Here is a 16,817-nt window from a genome sequence, read left to right on the forward strand (position 1 = left end):
GCCGAGTCCGCGCGGCCTCGACACACCCTGGGGGTACGCGGGCACGCCCGCCCCGGGTCGGCCGGTGCTCAGCCGTGCGTGGTGATGCCGCCGTCGACGGGAATGACCGCACCGGTGAGGTACGCGCCGGCGCGCGACGACAGGTAGATGGCCGTACCGGCCATGTCCTCCGGGCGCCCGATGCGGCCCAGCGGCACCTGCTGTTCGATGGCGGCCCGGCTCTCCGGGTCGTCCAGCGCGAATGCCATCATCTTGCTCTCGAACGGGCCAGGCGCGATCGCGTTGACGGTGATCTGCTCGCCGGCAAGTTGGTGGGCCAGGCTGCGGGTGAGCATGTGCACGGCCGCCTTGGTGGCCGAGTACGCGTACACCTCCATCCACGGCACCCGAATGCCGTCGATCGACCCGATGTTGATCACGCGAGCCGGGTCGTCGGCGCTGGCGGCGGCGCGCAGCGCCGGCAGCAGCGCGGTGGTGAGCCGGAAGACGGCCTTGACGTTGACCGCCCAGAGCTTGTCGAACGCGGCCTCCGGGTAGGTCTCCAGCGGCGCGCCCCAGGTCGCCCCGGCGTTGTTGACCAGCACGTCGAGCCGGGGGAAACGGTCGCGCACGGCGGCGGCCAGGGTTTCGGCCCCGGCGTCGTCGCTCAGGTCGGCGGGAATGGCCTCGCAGCGGCCCTCGGCTGAGAGTTCCCTGGCGACCGCCTCGCAGACGTCCGCCTTGCGGGACGAGATGATCACATGGGCGCCGGCCCGGACGAAACCCTGGGCGATCATCAGACCGATCCCCCGCGAGCCGCCGGTGACCAGAACCGTCTTGCCTTCGACCGAGAACAGCTGCGTCATGCCCATCCCATCGGAGTCGGCGGGGTCCACCGGTCGGTCAGGCAACCGGCGGGGCGCCGGGCGGACCACGGACCGGACGGCGCTACCGCCGGGTAACGTAGCCCGGTGGCCGGGATGGGGACAAGCCCGATGACGCCGCGCCCGCGCCACCAGGCACCCCGACCGGGATGCGGTGACCTGCGGTTCGGGCTACCGTCGCAGGCGATGGTCTCCACCGATCCCTCCCCCGCGCCGCCGATCAGAACGACGTCACCCGCACCCGACGAGATAGCCACGTTCGCCCTGGCCGACCTCTCCGCCGACCCGGGCTGGCGTCGGCCGGTCATCGTCGAGCGGGAGTTGCTGATCCTCACCACGCGTCGGCACGGCGACGCCGAGCTCGACTTTCACCTGCTGCCGTGCCGGCCCGGCACACTGCTGCGGGTGCGCGCCGGCCAGGTGCTGCGCTGCCCCGGCCCCCAGTTCGACGCCACCGTGGTCTCCTTCGACCCCGAGGCGCTGCGCGGCTTCGACGTCGACCTGGACGAGCCCGTCACCTGGCGGCAGTTGGCCGGTGAGGACGAGGACGCGGTGATCACCGAGGTGAGCCAGCTGGCGGTGGACTGCCAGCGGCACCCCGACGGACGTACCGCCCGCGCGCTGCTCCGCCATCAACTGGCCGTGTTGCTGCTGCGGCTTGCCCTGGCCAATCCCGACCGGTCGACGCGCCGGCCTGAGGAGGAGACGTTCCGCCGGTTCTGCCGGGAGGTGGAGCACGGTTACCCGCACTCCCGGCGGGTGGAGGATTACGCCGCCGAGCTCAACTGCTCGGTGCGGACGCTGACCCGGGCCTGCCTGGCCAGCACCGGCCGCAGCGCCAAGCAGGTCATCGACGAGCGGGTGGCGTTGCAGGCCGCCCGTCTGCTCGCCGCGACCGACGAGCCGATCGCCCAGATCGGCCGGCAGCTCGGCTTCTCCGAACCCACGAACTTCGGCCGCTTCTTCGCCCGTGAGATCGGGGTCAGCCCCGGCGCGTTCCGGGCCGCGCGCGATCAGCCGGCGGCCGGCCGGGTGGTCCGACCCCGACCGCCAGCCGACCCGGCGGGCGCCAACGGCGGCCGATTCCGCCCCACCGCCCTTGCCGAACCGGCCAACGGCGGGCACACCACGCGACCCGGGTCGCCCGCCGGACCGGCGGCCGGCACCAGCCGGGCATGATGACAGGGTGCAGATTTCCGCGCGCGGCGACTACGCGGTACGAGCGGCGCTGAGCCTCGCCTCCGCGTACCCCTCGCTGCTGTCCACCCAGGCCATCGCCGCCGAGCAGGACATGCCCCGAAAGTTTCTCGAGGCGGTCCTGGCGGATCTGCGCCGGGCCGGCGTCGTGCGCGCCCAGCGCGGCGCCGAGGGTGGATACACGTTGGCACGCCCGCCGCGCGAGGTGACCGTCGGCGCCGTGCTGCGCGCCGTGGAGGGCCCGCTGGCCGGGGTACGCGGCCTGCGCCCCGAGGAGACCCAGTACGAGGGCGCGGCGGAGAACCTTCCCGGACTGTGGGTGGCCGTGCGCGCGGCGGTGCGGCGTGTGGTCGACGAGGTGAGCCTCGCCGAGATCGTCAGCGGTCGGCTGCCCGCCCACGTCCGCAAGCTCACCGCGCTGCCCGACGCGTGGGAACCACGCTGACGCGGTGCCACGTCACAGCGTCCGCACCACCTCCGAGGTGCTGAGCCGGGGCGGCCGCTCCCGCCAGGCGTCCGGGCCGGGACGGCCCACGTTCATCAGCAACAGTGTCTGGTGCCGCCCGTCGGGAAAGAACTCCCGGTTCACGGCGGCGGCGTCGAACCCGGTCATCGGGCCGGCGGCCAGCCCCGCCGCACGTACGCCCACCAACAGGTAACCGATCTGCAGGGCCGCGTTGAACCGGGCCTGCTCAGCCCGCACAGCCCGATCGGTGAGCCAGTCACGGGCCTGCGGGCGGTGCGGGAACAGCTCGGGCAGGCGCAGGTGGAAGTCCACGTCGGCGGCGAGGATCGCGGTCAGCGGGGCGCTGGCCGTCTTGGCCCGGTTGCCGCTGGAGACGTACGGCAGCAGCCGCGCCCGGGCCGCCGCGGAGCGGAGCAGCAGCACCCGTAGCGGCTGACCGTTGAGCGCGGTCGGCCCGTACCGGATCAGGTCGTGGATCGCCGCGACCTGGGCGTCGGTGACCGGCTCGTCGGTGAACGTGTTGGCGGTTCGGGCCGCCCGGAACAGCAGGTCCTGGGCGGCCCGGTCCAACGCGAGCAGGTCCGGTGTGGTCGGTGCACTCACGCCGGCACCGGCGGGACCGCCGTGGTGTACCCGCCCCGGTGGTGCACCAGGGGTGCGCCGTCGCCGCCGTCACCGAGCGCCAGCGGCTCGGCGATCACCAGCGTGTGGTCGCCGGCCGGCACCCGGTGCACCACCCGGCAGAGCAGCCGGGCCAGCACTCCGGTCAGCAGCGGCACCCCGAACGGTCCGGGCGTCCAGTCCCGGTACGCGGCGAACCGGTCGATGCCGCTGGTCGCGAAGACCGCTGCCGCCTCCCGCTGCCCCACGCCCAAAAGGTGCACCGCGACGTGCTCGGCGCGGGCGAGCACCGGCCAGCTCGACGACGCCACCCCGAGGCAGAACGAGACGAGCGGCGGGTCCAGTGACACCGACGTGAACGACGTGGCGGTGAACCCCGCCCGGATCGGCGCGCCGATCCCACCCAGGCAGGCGGGGTCGGTGGCGCGGGCGACCGCGGTGACCACGGTGACGCTGGTGGCCTGCCGCCGCAGCAGAGCGCGGAACAGGTCCTGGTTCACCGGTCGCAGCCCGGCCGCGTCCACCGCGGGGCGCTCCACGGTGGTCACGCCGACACCAGGGTCGACGCGGCGTACGCGCTGACCGGTCGGGGCAGGCCGTAGTGCTCGCGCAGCGTCCGGCCGGTGTACTCGCTGCGGAACAGCTTGCGGGCGCGCAGCACCGGCACCACGTGGTCGACGAAGTCGGCGAGCCCGCCGGGCAGGTGCGGCGGCATGATGTTGAAACCGTCGGCGGCTCCCTGGGTGAACCACAGCTCGATCTGGTCGGCGATCTGCTCCGGCGTGCCGGCGACCACCCGGTGACCCCGGCCGCCGCCGAGCCGGCCGATCAACTGCCGGACGGTGAGCCCTTCCCGTCGGGCCAGCTCGGTGACGAGCTGGTAGCGGCTCTGGTGGGCCTGCACGGTGTCGGCGTCCGGAAGCTCGGGCAGCGGTCCGTCCAGCGGCAGGCCGGTCAGGTCGATGCCGAGCATCCCGGAGAGCTGGGCGAGGGCGTACTCGGGGACGATCAGCTCCTCCAGCTCGGCGGCGAGGGCCTGCGCCTCGGCCTCGGTGCCGCCGATCACCGGGGCGATGCCGGGCAGGACCTTCACCAGGTCGGGGTCCCGGCCGGCGGCGGAGACCTGCCGCCGCAGCTCGGCGTAGAAACCCTGACCGTCGGCGAGGGTCTGCTGCGCGGTGAAGACCGCCTCGGCGTAGCGGGCGGCGAAGGCGATCCCGTCCGGCGACGAGCCGGCCTGCACCAGCAGCGGGCGGCCCTGCGGCGGGCGGGGGATGTTCAGCGGGCCACGGACCTGGAACTCCGGCCCACGGTGCGCCACCTCGTGCACGCGGTCGGTGTCGGCGAACACCCCGGTCGCGGTGTCGAAGACCAGCGCGTCGTCCTCCCAGCTGTCCCAGAGTTTGATCGCGACGTCGACGAACTCGGCGGCGCGCCGGTACCGGTCGGCGTGCGCGGGGTGGCTGTCCCGGTTGAAGTTGACCGCCTCCCGAACCTGTGCGGAGGTGACGATGTTCCAGCCGGCCCGGCCGCCGCTGAGGTGGTCCAGCGAGGCGAACTTGCGGGCGGTGTGGAACGGCTCGTTGTAGGTGGTGGAGACCGTGGCGATGAGACCGATGTGTTCGGTCACGGCGGCGAGCGACGCGAGCAGGGTCAGCGGTTCGAAGACCGCCTGGATGTTGTGCCGGGGGTTCGGCCCGACCGAGAGCCCGTCGGCGAGGAAGAGCGAGTCGAGGGTGCCGCGCTCGGCGATCCGGGCCAGCTCCTGGAAGTGCCGCACGTCGGTGACTCGACGCGGGTCGGTGCGGGGGTGCCGCCAGGCGGCCTCGTGGTGGCCGACGCCCATCAGGAACGCGTTGAGGTGCAGGGTACGAGTCATTGGTGTCTGTCCTATCCGGCGGAGACGTCGACGCGCCAGGTGGAGAAGCGACGTTCGAGGGCGACGAGGAGCTGGTTGACGACCAGGCCGATGGCGGAGATCGTGATGATCCCGGAGTACATGTCGGGGATCGCGAAGTTGTACTGCGCGTAGTTGATGAGGTAGCCGAGGCCGGCCTTCGCACCGACCATCTCGGCCGCGACCAGCACGAGGATCGAGTACGCCCCGGCCAGCCGGACGCCGGTGAAGATGGTCGGCACCGCGGCCGGCAGGATCACCTTCTGGAACAGCCGCAGGTGGTTGAGCCCCATCGAGCGGGCCGAGCGGATCAGTAGCGGGTCGACGCCCTTCACCCCGGCGATGGTGTTCAGCAGGATCGGCCAGGAGCACGCGTACAGCACCAGGGCGATCTTGGACGTCTCCCCCAGGCCGAGGATGAGCACGAAGACCGGCAGCAGGGCGAGCGCGGCGGTGTTGCGGAACACCTCCAGCAGGGGGCTGAGCAGCTCGGCGAGCGGCCGGTACCAGCCGATCAGCAGCCCGAGCGGGATGGCGGTGAGCACGGCCAGGCCGAGCCCGGCCAGCGACCGGGTGAGGCTCGCACCGACGTGCTCGGCGAGCTGACCGCTGCGCAGCAACTCCCACCAGGCCACCAGCACCTCGGACAGCGGGGGCAGGAAGACCCGGTCCACCAGCCCGAGCCGGGGCGCGCCCTCCCAGATCGCGGCCAGCGTGGCGATCGCGACGCTCCGGTGCAGCACCTTCCCGGTGCTGCCGAGCAGCCGAGCGACGAGGCCGGGAGCGCCGCCGTCGGCCGCCGCTCCGGGCGCGGTCGGTGGGCTCGCGAGTCGGGTGGGACGTTCGGCGATGTCAACCAACGCGGGCCTCCTCGGTGTGGCTGGCGCGGGTGCCTTCGGCCGCCTGGGCGGCGCGCACCTCGTCGCGCAGCAGGGTCCAGATCTGGTGCCGGTGGTGGCGGAACGCGTCGGTGGAGCGGACGTCCTCGACCGCGTCCCGATCGCCGAGGTCGATGTCGATGACTTCTTTGAGCCGTCCCGGCCGGGAGGTCAGCACCGCCACCCGCTGACCGAGGTACACGGCCTCGTCGATGCCGTGGGTGATGAAGACGATGGTCTTGCCGGTGCGGGCCCAGATCCGCACCAGCTCGTCCTGCAACGAGTCGCGGGTCTGCGCGTCCAGGGCGGCGAACGGCTCGTCCATCAGCAGCACGTCCGGGTCGTACGCGAGGCTGCGGGCGATGGCCACCCGTTGTTTCATTCCGCCGGACAGCTCGTGCGGGTAGCGGTCGGCGAACCCGCGCAGGCCCACCAGGTCCAGGTGGTGCTCGATCAGGGCAGCACGCTCGCCCCGGGGCACCCCCTTGGCCTCCAACCCGAACGCGACGTTGCCGGCGGCGGTGCGCCACGGCAGCAGCGCGTACTGCTGGAAGACGATGCCCCGGTCCAGGCCGGGGCCGGTGACGGGTCGACCGTCGACCAGCACCTGCCCCGCCGTCGGCTGGGTGAGGCCACCGAGCAGGTCGAGCAGGGTGGACTTGCCGCAGCCACTGGGGCCGACGACGACCAGGAACTCGCCGGGGCGTACCCCGAGGGTGACCTGGTCCAGCGCGGTGACCGCGCCGGCGCCGCCGCGCCGGGTGGCGCGGACCGGGAAGGTCTTGCTCACCCGATCAAAGAGGATCTTGTCGGTGCTCACGCGCCGCCGCCGTCCACGAAGGGGTTGAACCGGTTGGTGTAGAGGTCAACGGGCTTTGGCCGATCGCCCTTGAGCTCGCCCTCGGTGGCGAGCCAGTCGATCCAGGTGCCGAACTCCTGCTCGCTGATCACGCCGCCCCGACCGGCGACGCCGCTGCTCTTCCAGTACGCGACCAGCGACGGATCCTCGTTGCGGCCCCGTTTGGTGATGATGTCCCGCAGTCGGGCCACCACGCTCTCCCGGGGTTGGGTGCGGGCCCACTCGATGGCCTTGCCGACCCCGGTGACGAACGCCTTGACGGTCTCCGGGTTGCGTTTGATGAAGTCGTCGCGGAACACGTACGTACCGGCGCTGAACGCGCCGAGCAGCTCGTAGTCGGTGAACACGGTGCGGATGCCGCCGCCGGCGACCGCCTTGTCCCGGATGACTCCGCCGAGCACCGCGACGTCGATCTGCTTCTGTCGTAGCGACTGCTCGGTGTTGACCGGCGGCAGGGCGACCAGCTCGACCTGCTTGATCTCGGCGGGGGTGAGGCCACCGCGGGCGAGCCAGGTCTTGAGCACGGCCTCGGCGTGCGCGCCGAGGGTGTTCATGCCGACCTTCCTGCCGATGAGGTCACGAGGACTGCGAATCGGGCTGTCGTCGAGCACGTAGTAGCCCTGGAAGGTCTGCGCGTCGGAGCCGTAGTAGCTGACCACGGCGGTGATCGGGGCGTTGGCGGCGGCGAGCTTGACGATGGCGCCGTTGAACGCGCCGCCGAAGTCGCTCTGCCCGGTGGCGGTGGCCTGGATGTCCTGCGGGCCGCCGGTGACGTTGCCGATCCATGTGAGCCGGACGTCGCCGAGGTAGCCGAGGTCGGCGGCGAGTTCGGGGAGGGTGACCTGACCGACCGAGCCCTGGTAACGCAGCTCGGTGGCCTGACCGCCGCCGGCTGCGGCGTCACCACCGCACCCGGCCGTGCCGGTGAGCAGAGCCAGCGTGGCAGCGGTGGCGAGGGTACGCAGGGCAGTACGACGGGGTGGGGACATGAGGAGTCTCCTGATCTGTCCACGGTGGGAGCGAGAACGCCCGAATGCGAGCGCGAAGGCACGCCGCTCCGCGATGAGCGGGCGAGCGGTGTGAGTGCGGCGATGGAGCCGAGCCGGATGGACCGGTCAGCTCAACAGAGCGCGCTCGCGTGCCGGACCAGGTCGACGTGCACGCAAGCGGTGAGGAGAAGCTCATCCCGCTGCGACATGACCTCATGCTGCCGGGGGTTGGATCGACCGGTCAACGGTCTTCCAGAAGGTGAGACTTCTATCGCTGCCGATGTTACGAAGCGCCCCGAGCAGCGTTTACCGTGCCGCAACACCTATCTGTTGACTAGAGATTCTGGTGCGTGGCGGGCACCGTCCAGGACAGACAGCGAGAGGGTTTCAAAAGCTACCGGTTCGGGCATGTTCGATCTCGACACGGCAGGGAACGGTGACGAGGGGAGTCCTCCGATGGGCCTCATGTTTCGTAAGCGCAAGAAGTACGGTCCGATCATCCTGAACTTCACCGAGAACGGCTTCTCCTCGTGGAGCATCAAGATCGGGCGCTGGTCCTGGAACTCCAAGGCTCGGGCACACCGGGTCGACCTGCCGGGTCCGCTGTCCTGGAAGCAGGACAAGTCCCGGTCGTAAGCCTCCCGGGAGTCGAGCGGGGTGCCGGTGATTCACCGGCACCCCGCTCGGCGTCTGCGGGGTGGGGCGCTCAGCGCGCCAGGGTGATGATCTCGTCCCCGGCGAGCCGGCCGGATGCGCGGTCGCGTCGCACGTCGCCCGCGTCGAGCAGGTCGGCGAGCGCCCGGTTGGCGTCGGCGGCCCGGTAGACGGTCGTGGTCAGGGTGTGCCGGCGCAGCTCGGTGACCAGCCGCGGCCCGCCCGCCCGCAACTCGGCCAGCAGCTCGTGGGCCAGCGGTTCGAGGTCGGGATCGCCGACCACGTCGACAGTTGCGCCCATCGGGTCGGCCGGGTCGCGGTAGTTCACGTCGAGGTCCGCGCCGACCGCCCAGAGCGCGTCGCGGACCGCCTCCAGGCTCCGGTCGGAGCGGCTGCCGAACGCGATCACACCGGCGGCCTCGCCGCCGGGCAGCACCGGTGCCACCTCGGCGACCAGGGGGAAGCCGGCGGAGACGAGCGCGTCTCGGGCGCTGTCGCCGGTGTGCAGCAGCAGCTCTCCGGTCCGGCCGTTGGTCGCGGCGGTGAGCAGCTTCGGCGTCACCGCGCCGGGCAGGTCCACGAAGGTGAACAGCGGCGCGCCGGCCGCCCCGGCGGCCTTCACCGCGACCGGCAGCCGGTACGGGTCGCCGGGCAGCAGGTGCACGGTGACCTCGGCGGGCAGCTCCGCCTCGATCGGGCCGAGTCGGGCCGGCAGGTCGGCGGCGGCGTCGGCCAGCACCAGCACCGTCACCTGCCGGCCGCGCACCTGGTCGCCGTGCGTGGCGACCAGGCGCAGCACGGCCTCCGCGCTGCCCGCGTCGGCGCCCGCGAGGGCGATGGTCGCCCGCCGGGAGCGGTGCAGGGCCGCGGGCAGCCAGGTCGTCAACTGGCGGACCAGCAGCTCGCGGAGGAAATCAGTGGTCCGGTCGGTCGGCATCGGTCCGTTCTACCGTACGGGCGGTCAGGCCGGGACGGAGATCCCCACCCCGCCGCGGGTCTGCCCGCCGTAGCGTTGCCGCTCGGCGTCGAGGTCGAGCCGGCCGATCTGCTTGCGGGCGGCCAGCGTGGCGTCGTCGAGCCGGTCGGCCGGGACCAGCCAGACCACCTCGAACTCCAGGCCGTCCGGGTCCTGCCCGTAGAGGCTCTTGGTGGTGCCGTGGTCGGAGGTGCCGACCAGCGCGCCAGCGGCGGTGAGCCGCTCTGCGGTGGCAGCCAGCTCGTCGAGGGTGTCCACCTCCCAGGCCAGGTGGTAGAGGCCGACCGTGCCCCGGCCGGCGGTCGAGCGCCCGGCGCCGGCACCGATCTCGAACAGCCCGAGGTCGTGGTCGTTGGTGGAGTCGGGCGCCTGGAGGAAGGTGGCGCCCCGAAAGCCGTCCGGGGTCATCGCCACCGGGCGAAAGCCCAGCACGTCGCGGTAGAAGGCGACGCTGCGGGTGAGGTCACTGACGTAGAGGACCGCGTGGTTGAGCCGGTGGATTCCCATGAACCGAGGCTAGCGCGTTTTAGTTGAGCGTTCAACTATCGCGAGTATGATGGCGGTCATGACCCGCTGGCTCGACTCCGACGAGCAGCGCACCTGGCGCGCGTTCCTCACCGCCTCCCGGGCGCTGATGGACACGCTCGACCGCGAGCTGCAACGCGACGCGGGCATGCCGCACGCGTACTACGAGATCCTGGTCCGGCTCTCCGAGTCTCCCGGCCGTCGCCTGCGGATGAGCGACCTGGCCGAGGCCGCCGGGTCGTCACGCAGCCGGCTCTCGCACGCCGTGGCCCGGCTGGAGGCGGCCGGCTGGGTTCGCCGCGAGGAATGCCCCACCGACCGACGCGGGCAGGTCGCGCTCCTCACCGACGAGGGTTTCGCCACCCTCGCGGCCGCCGCACCCGGCCACGTCGCGGGAGTACGCCGGCACCTGTTCGACGCGTTGAGCCCGGCCCAGGTCGACCAGCTGCGCCGGATCAGCGAAACGTTGTCCGAGCACCTGACCGGATCCTGACCAATCGACATCGTCGCGGGTCTTGTACTTACCGTCGTCAGATGAGCACGATGGGGCGTGTCTTCCGGCTTCGGTGAACTGACTGATCAGGCGCACCACCTCGTGTCAGCCGGCGATCTCGCCGGCGCGCAGCAGCTACTCTCCGACGCGCTCACCGACGCCGATCCCCGCCCCGCCAACGCCACCCCCGAGCTGGCCGAGGCGGCCAGCCTCCAGGCACGGGTGCTGATCGCCCTCGGTGAGCCGCACTCGGCCCGGGGATGGGCTGCCTTCGCGTACGCGGCCACCACCCGACTGCACGGCCGCTCCGACCCGCGCACGGTGGCCACCGCGGCGACCCTGGCCGCGGTGCTGCACCGGGTCGGCAGTCACTCCCGGGCCGCCCGGCTCTACCAGGACGTCATCATCGAGCTGACCGCGCAGGACGGCCCGGAGTCGCTGCGGGTGCTCGCCGCGCACGCCGACCTGGCCACCGTCGAATACGCGCGCGGTCAGTGCACGGTGGCCCGTGACCGACTCCAGGACGCCTGGGAGCTGCACCGCGAGGTGTACGGCGACGGGCACCCCAGCGGCATCAAGATGCTGGCACGGCTGGGAGCCATGCAGCGTGACTGCGGCCAGTTCGCCGAGGGACACGACAACCTGGCGTTGGCCCGTGAGCTGTGCCGGCAGCACCTGCCCGCCGACGACCCGCTGGCCGCGCAGGTGGCGGCCCTGGCGCGGGCGGCCGCCAATCCCGACCACGCCTGCGCCGACAATCCGCCCACAGCCCGGGACACGCCAGTGGTGCCGGCGGCCCGCGTCGCGCCGCCCGAGAATGGGCGGGCCGAGACCGGCTACCACCCGCCAGCGCCGCCACCAGCACACGCTGGACCGTCGGCGGCGGGAGGGACGGTCCCGAATCCCCGAGCGCCAGCCGACGAACCAGTCGGGTCGACGGGCACCAGGTGGCCGCCCGAGCCGGCGGACGAGCCCGCTTCCCACGCCACCGACACCCCGGTGCCCCCGTCGGTGGTCGGGCTGGCCGGCGGCGCGGAGGAGCAGTCCGGCGTGTACCGGCTACGCCGACCCGACGCGCGCCCCGACCCATACACGCCGTCTGACCCGTACGCGCCGCTCGAGCCGTACACGCCGTCCCGTTTGCTGCCGGTGCCCGTGCATCGGGCGCCGCCGGCGCAGCGCAACCGGCTGGTGCCGGTGCTGGTGGCCGGCGTGGTCGTGGTGCTGCTCGGCGCGGCCGCGGTGATCGCCGGGGTGGCCCGGGTCGACGGCGACGACGAGCCGACCCCTCCACCGGCGAGTGTCTCCCCCACCGCCGGTTCGCCGGTCACCACGGCGCCCGCCCCGGCCGGCTCCGCGGCCACGTCGGCTCCCGTCGCAGCACCGCCCGGCAGCCCGCCCGGTGCGGTCACCCTGCGCGACACCCGGGACAGCATCGCGCTGCGCTGGACCTACCCGGCCGGCAGCGAGGGCCCGGTGGTCATCGCGGGCGGCCGCACCGGCCAGGAGCGCAACGTCTTCGCGACACTGCCCGCCGGCACCACCAGCTACGTCATCTACGCGCTCAACCGCACCAACGACTACTGCTTCACCGTCGCCGTCGTCTGGTCCACCGACACCGTGGCCAGCTCCGAGCAGGTCTGCACCCGCCGCCGCTGACCCGCCCCGGGTGGGCGGGGCACGGCCGCCGTCACGGCGCGTCGATTGCCGGCTCCGGGTCATTTCCGGCCGGCAATGCCGGCAGCAGCAGGCACACCCGTAGCCCTCGCTGCCCCGGGGCGTCGGTCAGGGTGATGCTGCCGCCGGCGCGTCGCACCAGTTCCCGCACGATGGCCAACCCCAGACCGGCACCGCCGTCGTCGCGGGCCCGTCCGTCATCCAGCCGGGTGAACCGGTCGAAGACCCGCTCCCGGTCCGCCGCCGGGATACCCGGGCCGTCGTCGGTCACCGTCACCAGGTGGAAGGCCGCGGCCCCCGGCCCGATCGACCGCCACACCGCCGCCGGCACCGCCTCGGCGGCGAGCACAACGCTGCCGTACGCGTGCCGGACCGCGTTGTCGACCAGATTGGCCAGCACACGACGCAACTCGTCGACGTTCCCGGTCGTCCAGAGCGGGCCCAGCGGCAGCGCCAACCGCACCGGCGGCGACGGGTAGCGGGCGGCGACCTCGGCCAGCAACGCGCCCAGCTCCACCGGGCCGGTCCCACGGGCCGGTGGAGTCTCGTCCAGGCGGGCCAGCAACAGAAGGTCGTCGACCAGTCGGCTCAGCCGGTCGGTGTCGGCGAGCAGGTTGGCGGTCACCGCCGTCCAGTCCGTCCGGTCGGCGAGACGCTGGGCCACCTCCAACTCGGTCCGGATGTTGGTCAACGGGCTGCGCAGCTCGTGTGCGGCGTCGGAGACGAACGCCCGCTGCCGGAGCCGGGCCGATTCCAGCCGGTCCAGCATGCCGTTGAGGGTGACCGCCAGCCGGTGGATCTCATCGGCCGACGCGGGCACCGGCAGCCGGCCGGCACCGGCCCGCCCGGTGATCTCCTCAGCGCCTCGACGTAGCGCCTCGACCGGCCGCAGAGTCGCGCCCACCACCCGCCACGCCACCCCGGCGAGCACCGCCACCAGCAGCGGAAACGCCACCAGCAGGATGGCCCGGACCACGTGGGTGCTGTGCCGCACGTCGGCCATCGAGCGGGCGACCAGCACGGTGAGCGGGTCCGCCGCGGTGCCGGCGGGTACGGTGACCACCCGCACCGGGCCGGCGAGCCCGACCCGCTCCGCCGGCACCTCCAGCCGCTGCCGATGGTCGCGGTCCAGCCGCTCCGGGCGGACCATCGGCACCAGCCGGTCGGCATCGATCGAGGCGGCCCTGATCCGCCCCTGCGCGTCGACGACCTGGACGCGGACCTGCCCACCGGCCACCGGCAGCGGGTCGGGCAACGCGTCCTCGGCGGCGAGCAGGGCGACGGCGTCGGCGGTCCGGAACGCCTCGGTGTCGACCGTCCGTTGGAGCACGAAGCCGAGCGCGCCGAGCAGCACCACCCCACCCAGGGCCAGCCCGACGGTGAGACCGAACACTCCGATCGCCATGAGCCGCCCCCGCAGCCCGAGCACCGGCACCCAGTGCCACGGCCGGCGGGCGCGCGCCGGGCCGTCGACGGTCACGTCGCCAGCCGGTAACCGGCACCCCGGACCGTCTCCAACCGGTCCCGGCCGAGCTTGCGGCGCAGGTAGCCGACGTACACCTCGACTGCGTTCGGCGCGGTGTCCAGGCTCGCGTCCCAGACGTGGTCCAGCAACTCGGTCTTGGAGACCACCTGGCCGGGCCTGCGCATCAGGTAGTCCAGCAGCGCGAACTCCCGCGCGGTCAGCGCCACCTCGGCGTCCGCCCGGGTCACCCGTCGACGGGCCGGATCGAGTCGCAGGTCACCGACCGCCAGCACCGTCGGACGTTCCGGCGCGCCCCGACGCAGCAGCGCCCGTAGCCGGGCCAGCAACACCACGTACGAGAAGGGTTTGGTCAGGTAGTCGTCGGCGCCGCAGTCGAGGCCGTCGGCCTGGTCGTACTCGCCGTCCTTGGCGGAGAGCATCAGCACCGGCAACCAGTGCTGCTCCGCGCGCAGCCGCCGGACCAGCTCGTAGCCGGAGAGGCCGGGCAGCATCACGTCGAGGATCATGGCGTCGTACCCGCCGTGCCGGGCCGCGTCCAGGCCGGCCGGGCCGGTCCCCGCCACATCCACCGCGAACCCCTCCGCCTGCAAACCACGTTGCAGGGCAGCCGCCAACCGGGCCTCGTCCTCCACCACCAGCAACCGCACGAGTCAAGGGTGCCACCCGGGTCAATCGTGGCGGTTCGGCGTCCTCAGCACGTTCACAGCGCCGAGGGGGCAGGATGGCCGAAGGAGGTGCCACACCATGTCCGTTCTGAGAAGCCGTCCCGTCCTTCGTTGGCTGGTCCCGGCCACCGCGGCCGTCGCCGTCATCGGCGGTGGCGCGGCGATCGGCACGTTCGCCGCCGAGGCCGAGCCGAGCCTGCCGCCCCGTACCGCCGCTCAGCTCCTGGTCGACCTGCAGACCTCCCGGCTGGAAGGTCTGTCCGGGACCGTCGTGCAACGCGCCGACCTCGGCCTGCCACCACTCGTCGGGCTGGTCCCCGGCAACGAGCTGACCACCCTGCTGACCGGCACGCACACCCTGCGGGTCTGGTATTCCGGCCCGGATCGCCAGCGGGTCGCGCTGCTGGACACCCTCGGCGAGCAGGACGTGATCCGCAACGGCCGGGACCTGTGGACCTGGCAGAGCCGTACCAACACCGCCAGCCACCGCACGCTGGGCGACGCCGGGGCCGAGAAGCCGGCTCCGGATGCCGTGCCGAGCATGCCGGCCACCCCGCAGCAGGCCGCCGACCTGGCGTTGGGCGCGATCGACCCGAGCACCGAGGTCAGCGTCGGCCGGTCGGCCACCGTCGCCGGGCAGGACGCGTACGAGCTGGTGCTCCAGCCGCGCGACAGCGCTTCCCTGGTGCACCAGCTGCGGATCGCCATCGACGCCAAGCAGCACGTACCGCTGCGCTTCGAGGTGCTCGCGAAGGGCAGCGACCAGCCGGCGTTCGAGGTGGCCTTCACGCAGGTCGACTACCGCCGCCCCGACGCCGACCAGTTCACCTTCAACCCGCCGCCCGGTGTGACCGTCACCGAGGAGAAGACGGAGCGGCCGGCCGCGGGCAAGCCCGCCCGCGTCGGCCCGGCGGGTGATCCGCAGGTACGCGCAGTGGGCTCCGGCTGGACCACCGTGCTGGTCGCCCGTCTCGACCGTGCCCTGGGCGGCAAACCGGCCGACGCGAAGCCGGGTGTGCCACCGGCTGCCGGCGCGCCGGACGTGGACGTGGACGTGGACGTGCCCAAGCTGCTCGGAGCGCTGCCGGCGGTCAGCGGCGACTGGGGCAGTGGTCGGCTGCTCACCGGCAAGCTGTTCAGTGTCCTGCTCACCGACGACGGCCGGGTGCTCGCCGGCGCCGTCACGCCGGAGCGGCTCTACCAGGTCGCCCGCGGCTGACCTGACTGTGAGCATGGCGGGGTCGGTTCAGCAGTGGTGAGCTGATAGCTGGCAGTGGTGGGCGTGACTCTTGGCCTGACTGGCTTTGTGCCTTTGGCTGGACTTGTCCGTCCGCTGCTGCCGGCGCCGGCCCGGCGGGAGACGTTTGGCCTGATCAGGAGCTTGACCGCCAGTTAGCGGCTGGCGTGTCTCATCACAGTCCTGCCATCTCCGCACCGGACCGGACCTTTGCGTCCCCACGGTGAGGAGAGAACGCATGTCCATGCTGGCAGATCTGGTCGAGGTCGTCATCGGCGTCGACACGCACAAAGACACCCACACCGCTGCGCTGCTCGATACCCGCACCGGCGGGGTCTTGGCGCGGATCACGGTCAACACCGACGCAGACGGCTACGCGCAGCTGGTGGCCCTGGCCGGACAGCATTCAGGGCTGCGGGCCTGGGCCCTCGAGGGCTCCGGCGGCTACGGCGCCGGCCTCGCCCGACACCTGGCCGATGCCGGTGAGCTGCTCGTCGAACTGGACCGGCCGCTGCGACCGGCCCGCCGGGCCGGGGCGAAGTCTGACCCGATCGACGCCGAACGCGCCGCCCGCGACGCCCTGGCCCGCACGCGGCTGGCGCAGCCCAAGACCGGCGCGCAACGAGCAGCACTGCAGGTGCGGCTGACCGCCCGCCGAGCGGCCGTGGAAGCCAGTGCTGACGCTCAGCGGCAGCTGCACGCGTTGGTGATCACCGCTCCCGAGGTGGTGCGGGCCCGCTTCCGCGGCCAGAGCACCCGGGCCATGCTCACCACCGCCACCCGACTACGCCCCTCCAGCAGCGCGGATATCGACGTGTTCACCTGCCTGACCGTGCTGCGCGACCTCGCTCGCCGCGTCCGCTTCCTCGAAGCCGAAGCCGCCGAACACGAAAGGGCGATCCGCACGATCGTCCGCTCCTGGCGACCCGACCTACTCGACCTCACCGGAGTCGGACCGATCGTTGCCGCCACCGTGCTCACCGCCTGGTCCCACCCCGGACGCTGCCGAAACGACGCCGCGTTCGCCATGCTCGCCGGCGCCGCCCCGATCCCCGCATCATCAGGAAAGACCATCCGCTACCGGCTCAACCGCTCAGGCGACCGCCAACTCAACCGCGCCCTGCACACCATCGTCCTGACCCGCCTACAACGCGACCAGGACACCCGCGCCTACGCCGAACGGCGCCGCGCCCAAGGCAAAACCGACCGAGAGATCAAACGCTGCCTCAAACGCTACGTCGCCCGCGAAATCTACCGACGCCTCGAAACCCCACCCCAAACACTTGACCCGGCATAGGAGCGTCCTACCGGTGCTCGCGCGCCGGGTCGACCCA

General features: G+C 72.6%; 18 protein-coding genes. 7 read left to right on the top strand and 11 right to left on the bottom strand.

What is annotated here, in order from left to right:
- Positions 1–68: 68 nt before the first annotated feature.
- Entirely contained in the window at positions 69–845 is a 777-nt protein-coding gene (locus ACQEUX_RS16495; protein WP_433048014.1) for a glucose 1-dehydrogenase, read from the bottom strand.
- 204 nt (positions 846–1,049) lie between these two features.
- On the opposite strand from ACQEUX_RS16495, the gene ACQEUX_RS16500 reads away from it, so the two are divergent.
- Entirely contained in the window at positions 1,050–2,042 is a 993-nt protein-coding gene (locus ACQEUX_RS16500; protein WP_433048017.1) for a helix-turn-helix transcriptional regulator, read from the top strand.
- A 7-nt stretch (positions 2,043–2,049) separates the two neighbouring features.
- Positions 2,050–2,505, top strand: coding sequence for an RrF2 family transcriptional regulator (locus ACQEUX_RS16505; protein ID WP_433048020.1), 456 nt, complete (start codon positions 2,050–2,052; stop codon positions 2,503–2,505).
- Positions 2,506–2,517: 12 nt separating this feature from the next.
- Here the strand turns inward: ACQEUX_RS16505 and ACQEUX_RS16510 are convergent, their stop codons facing one another.
- The 6 genes from ACQEUX_RS16510 to ACQEUX_RS16535 are packed head-to-tail and all read right to left on the bottom strand — an operon-like array spanning position 2,518 to position 7,770.
- Positions 2,518–3,129: a malonic semialdehyde reductase gene (locus ACQEUX_RS16510; RefSeq protein ID WP_433048023.1), complete on the bottom strand. Its 612-nt coding sequence runs from the start codon at positions 3,127–3,129 to the stop codon at positions 2,518–2,520.
- Positions 3,126–3,695: a flavin reductase family protein gene (locus ACQEUX_RS16515; RefSeq protein ID WP_433048026.1), complete on the bottom strand. Its 570-nt coding sequence runs from the start codon at positions 3,693–3,695 to the stop codon at positions 3,126–3,128. Before ACQEUX_RS16515 ends, ACQEUX_RS16510 begins: the two co-directional genes overlap by 4 nt.
- A complete protein-coding gene (locus tag ACQEUX_RS16520) occupies positions 3,692–5,026 on the bottom strand; it encodes an LLM class flavin-dependent oxidoreductase (RefSeq protein WP_433048029.1) in 1,335 nt (444 codons plus the stop codon). The genes ACQEUX_RS16515 and ACQEUX_RS16520 overlap by 4 nt, the downstream gene beginning before the upstream one ends.
- Before the next feature lie 11 nt (positions 5,027–5,037).
- Positions 5,038–5,904: an ABC transporter permease gene (locus ACQEUX_RS16525; protein ID WP_433048032.1), complete on the bottom strand. Its 867-nt coding sequence runs from the start codon at positions 5,902–5,904 to the stop codon at positions 5,038–5,040.
- Complete coding sequence (locus ACQEUX_RS16530; protein ID WP_433048035.1) at positions 5,897–6,742, bottom strand: ABC transporter ATP-binding protein; 846 nt, start codon at positions 6,740–6,742, stop codon at positions 5,897–5,899. Before ACQEUX_RS16530 ends, ACQEUX_RS16525 begins: the two co-directional genes overlap by 8 nt.
- The gene (locus tag ACQEUX_RS16535) at positions 6,739–7,770 is read right to left on the bottom strand and encodes an ABC transporter substrate-binding protein (protein WP_433048038.1); all 1,032 of its coding nucleotides are present in this window, start codon (positions 7,768–7,770) and stop codon (positions 6,739–6,741) included. The genes ACQEUX_RS16530 and ACQEUX_RS16535 overlap by 4 nt, the downstream gene beginning before the upstream one ends.
- A gap of 456 nt (positions 7,771–8,226) precedes the next feature.
- Here ACQEUX_RS16535 and ACQEUX_RS16540 point away from each other — a divergent pair, with 456 nt between their 5' ends.
- On the top strand, positions 8,227–8,406 hold the full coding sequence (locus ACQEUX_RS16540) for a DUF4236 domain-containing protein (protein WP_030333600.1): 180 nt from the start codon (positions 8,227–8,229) through the stop codon (positions 8,404–8,406).
- 70 nt (positions 8,407–8,476) lie between these two features.
- Here the strand turns inward: ACQEUX_RS16540 and ACQEUX_RS16545 are convergent, their stop codons facing one another.
- Positions 8,477–9,361, bottom strand: coding sequence for a hypothetical protein (locus ACQEUX_RS16545; RefSeq protein WP_433048042.1), 885 nt, complete (start codon positions 9,359–9,361; stop codon positions 8,477–8,479).
- Positions 9,362–9,385: 24 nt separating this feature from the next.
- Complete coding sequence (locus tag ACQEUX_RS16550) at positions 9,386–9,907, bottom strand: VOC family protein (RefSeq protein WP_433048045.1); 522 nt, start codon at positions 9,905–9,907, stop codon at positions 9,386–9,388.
- Between the two features lie 49 nt (positions 9,908–9,956).
- Here ACQEUX_RS16550 and ACQEUX_RS16555 point away from each other — a divergent pair, with 49 nt between their 5' ends.
- Entirely contained in the window at positions 9,957–10,418 is a 462-nt protein-coding gene (locus ACQEUX_RS16555) for a MarR family winged helix-turn-helix transcriptional regulator (protein ID WP_433049883.1), read from the top strand.
- 57 nt (positions 10,419–10,475) lie between these two features.
- Entirely contained in the window at positions 10,476–12,077 is a 1,602-nt protein-coding gene (locus ACQEUX_RS16560) for a tetratricopeptide repeat protein (RefSeq protein WP_433048048.1), read from the top strand.
- A 31-nt stretch (positions 12,078–12,108) separates the two neighbouring features.
- Here ACQEUX_RS16560 and ACQEUX_RS16565 read toward each other — a convergent pair whose 3' ends face one another.
- Entirely contained in the window at positions 12,109–13,500 is a 1,392-nt protein-coding gene (locus tag ACQEUX_RS16565) for a sensor histidine kinase (protein ID WP_433049886.1), read from the bottom strand.
- 71 nt (positions 13,501–13,571) lie between these two features.
- Positions 13,572–14,228 (bottom strand): response regulator transcription factor, encoded by a 657-nt coding sequence (locus ACQEUX_RS16570; protein ID WP_433048051.1) that lies wholly within the window; start codon positions 14,226–14,228, stop codon positions 13,572–13,574.
- Positions 14,229–14,325: 97 nt separating this feature from the next.
- Here ACQEUX_RS16570 and ACQEUX_RS16575 point away from each other — a divergent pair, with 97 nt between their 5' ends.
- A complete protein-coding gene (locus ACQEUX_RS16575) occupies positions 14,326–15,465 on the top strand; it encodes a LolA family protein (RefSeq protein ID WP_433048054.1) in 1,140 nt (379 codons plus the stop codon).
- Positions 15,466–15,721: 256 nt separating this feature from the next.
- On the top strand, positions 15,722–16,780 hold the full coding sequence (locus ACQEUX_RS16580; RefSeq protein ID WP_433046162.1) for an IS110 family transposase: 1,059 nt from the start codon (positions 15,722–15,724) through the stop codon (positions 16,778–16,780).
- The last annotated feature ends 37 nt before the right edge of the window (positions 16,781–16,817 follow it).

It is taken from the genome of Micromonospora sp. CA-259024, assembly GCF_050936255.1.
GTDB lineage: Bacteria > Actinomycetota > Actinomycetes > Mycobacteriales > Micromonosporaceae > Micromonospora.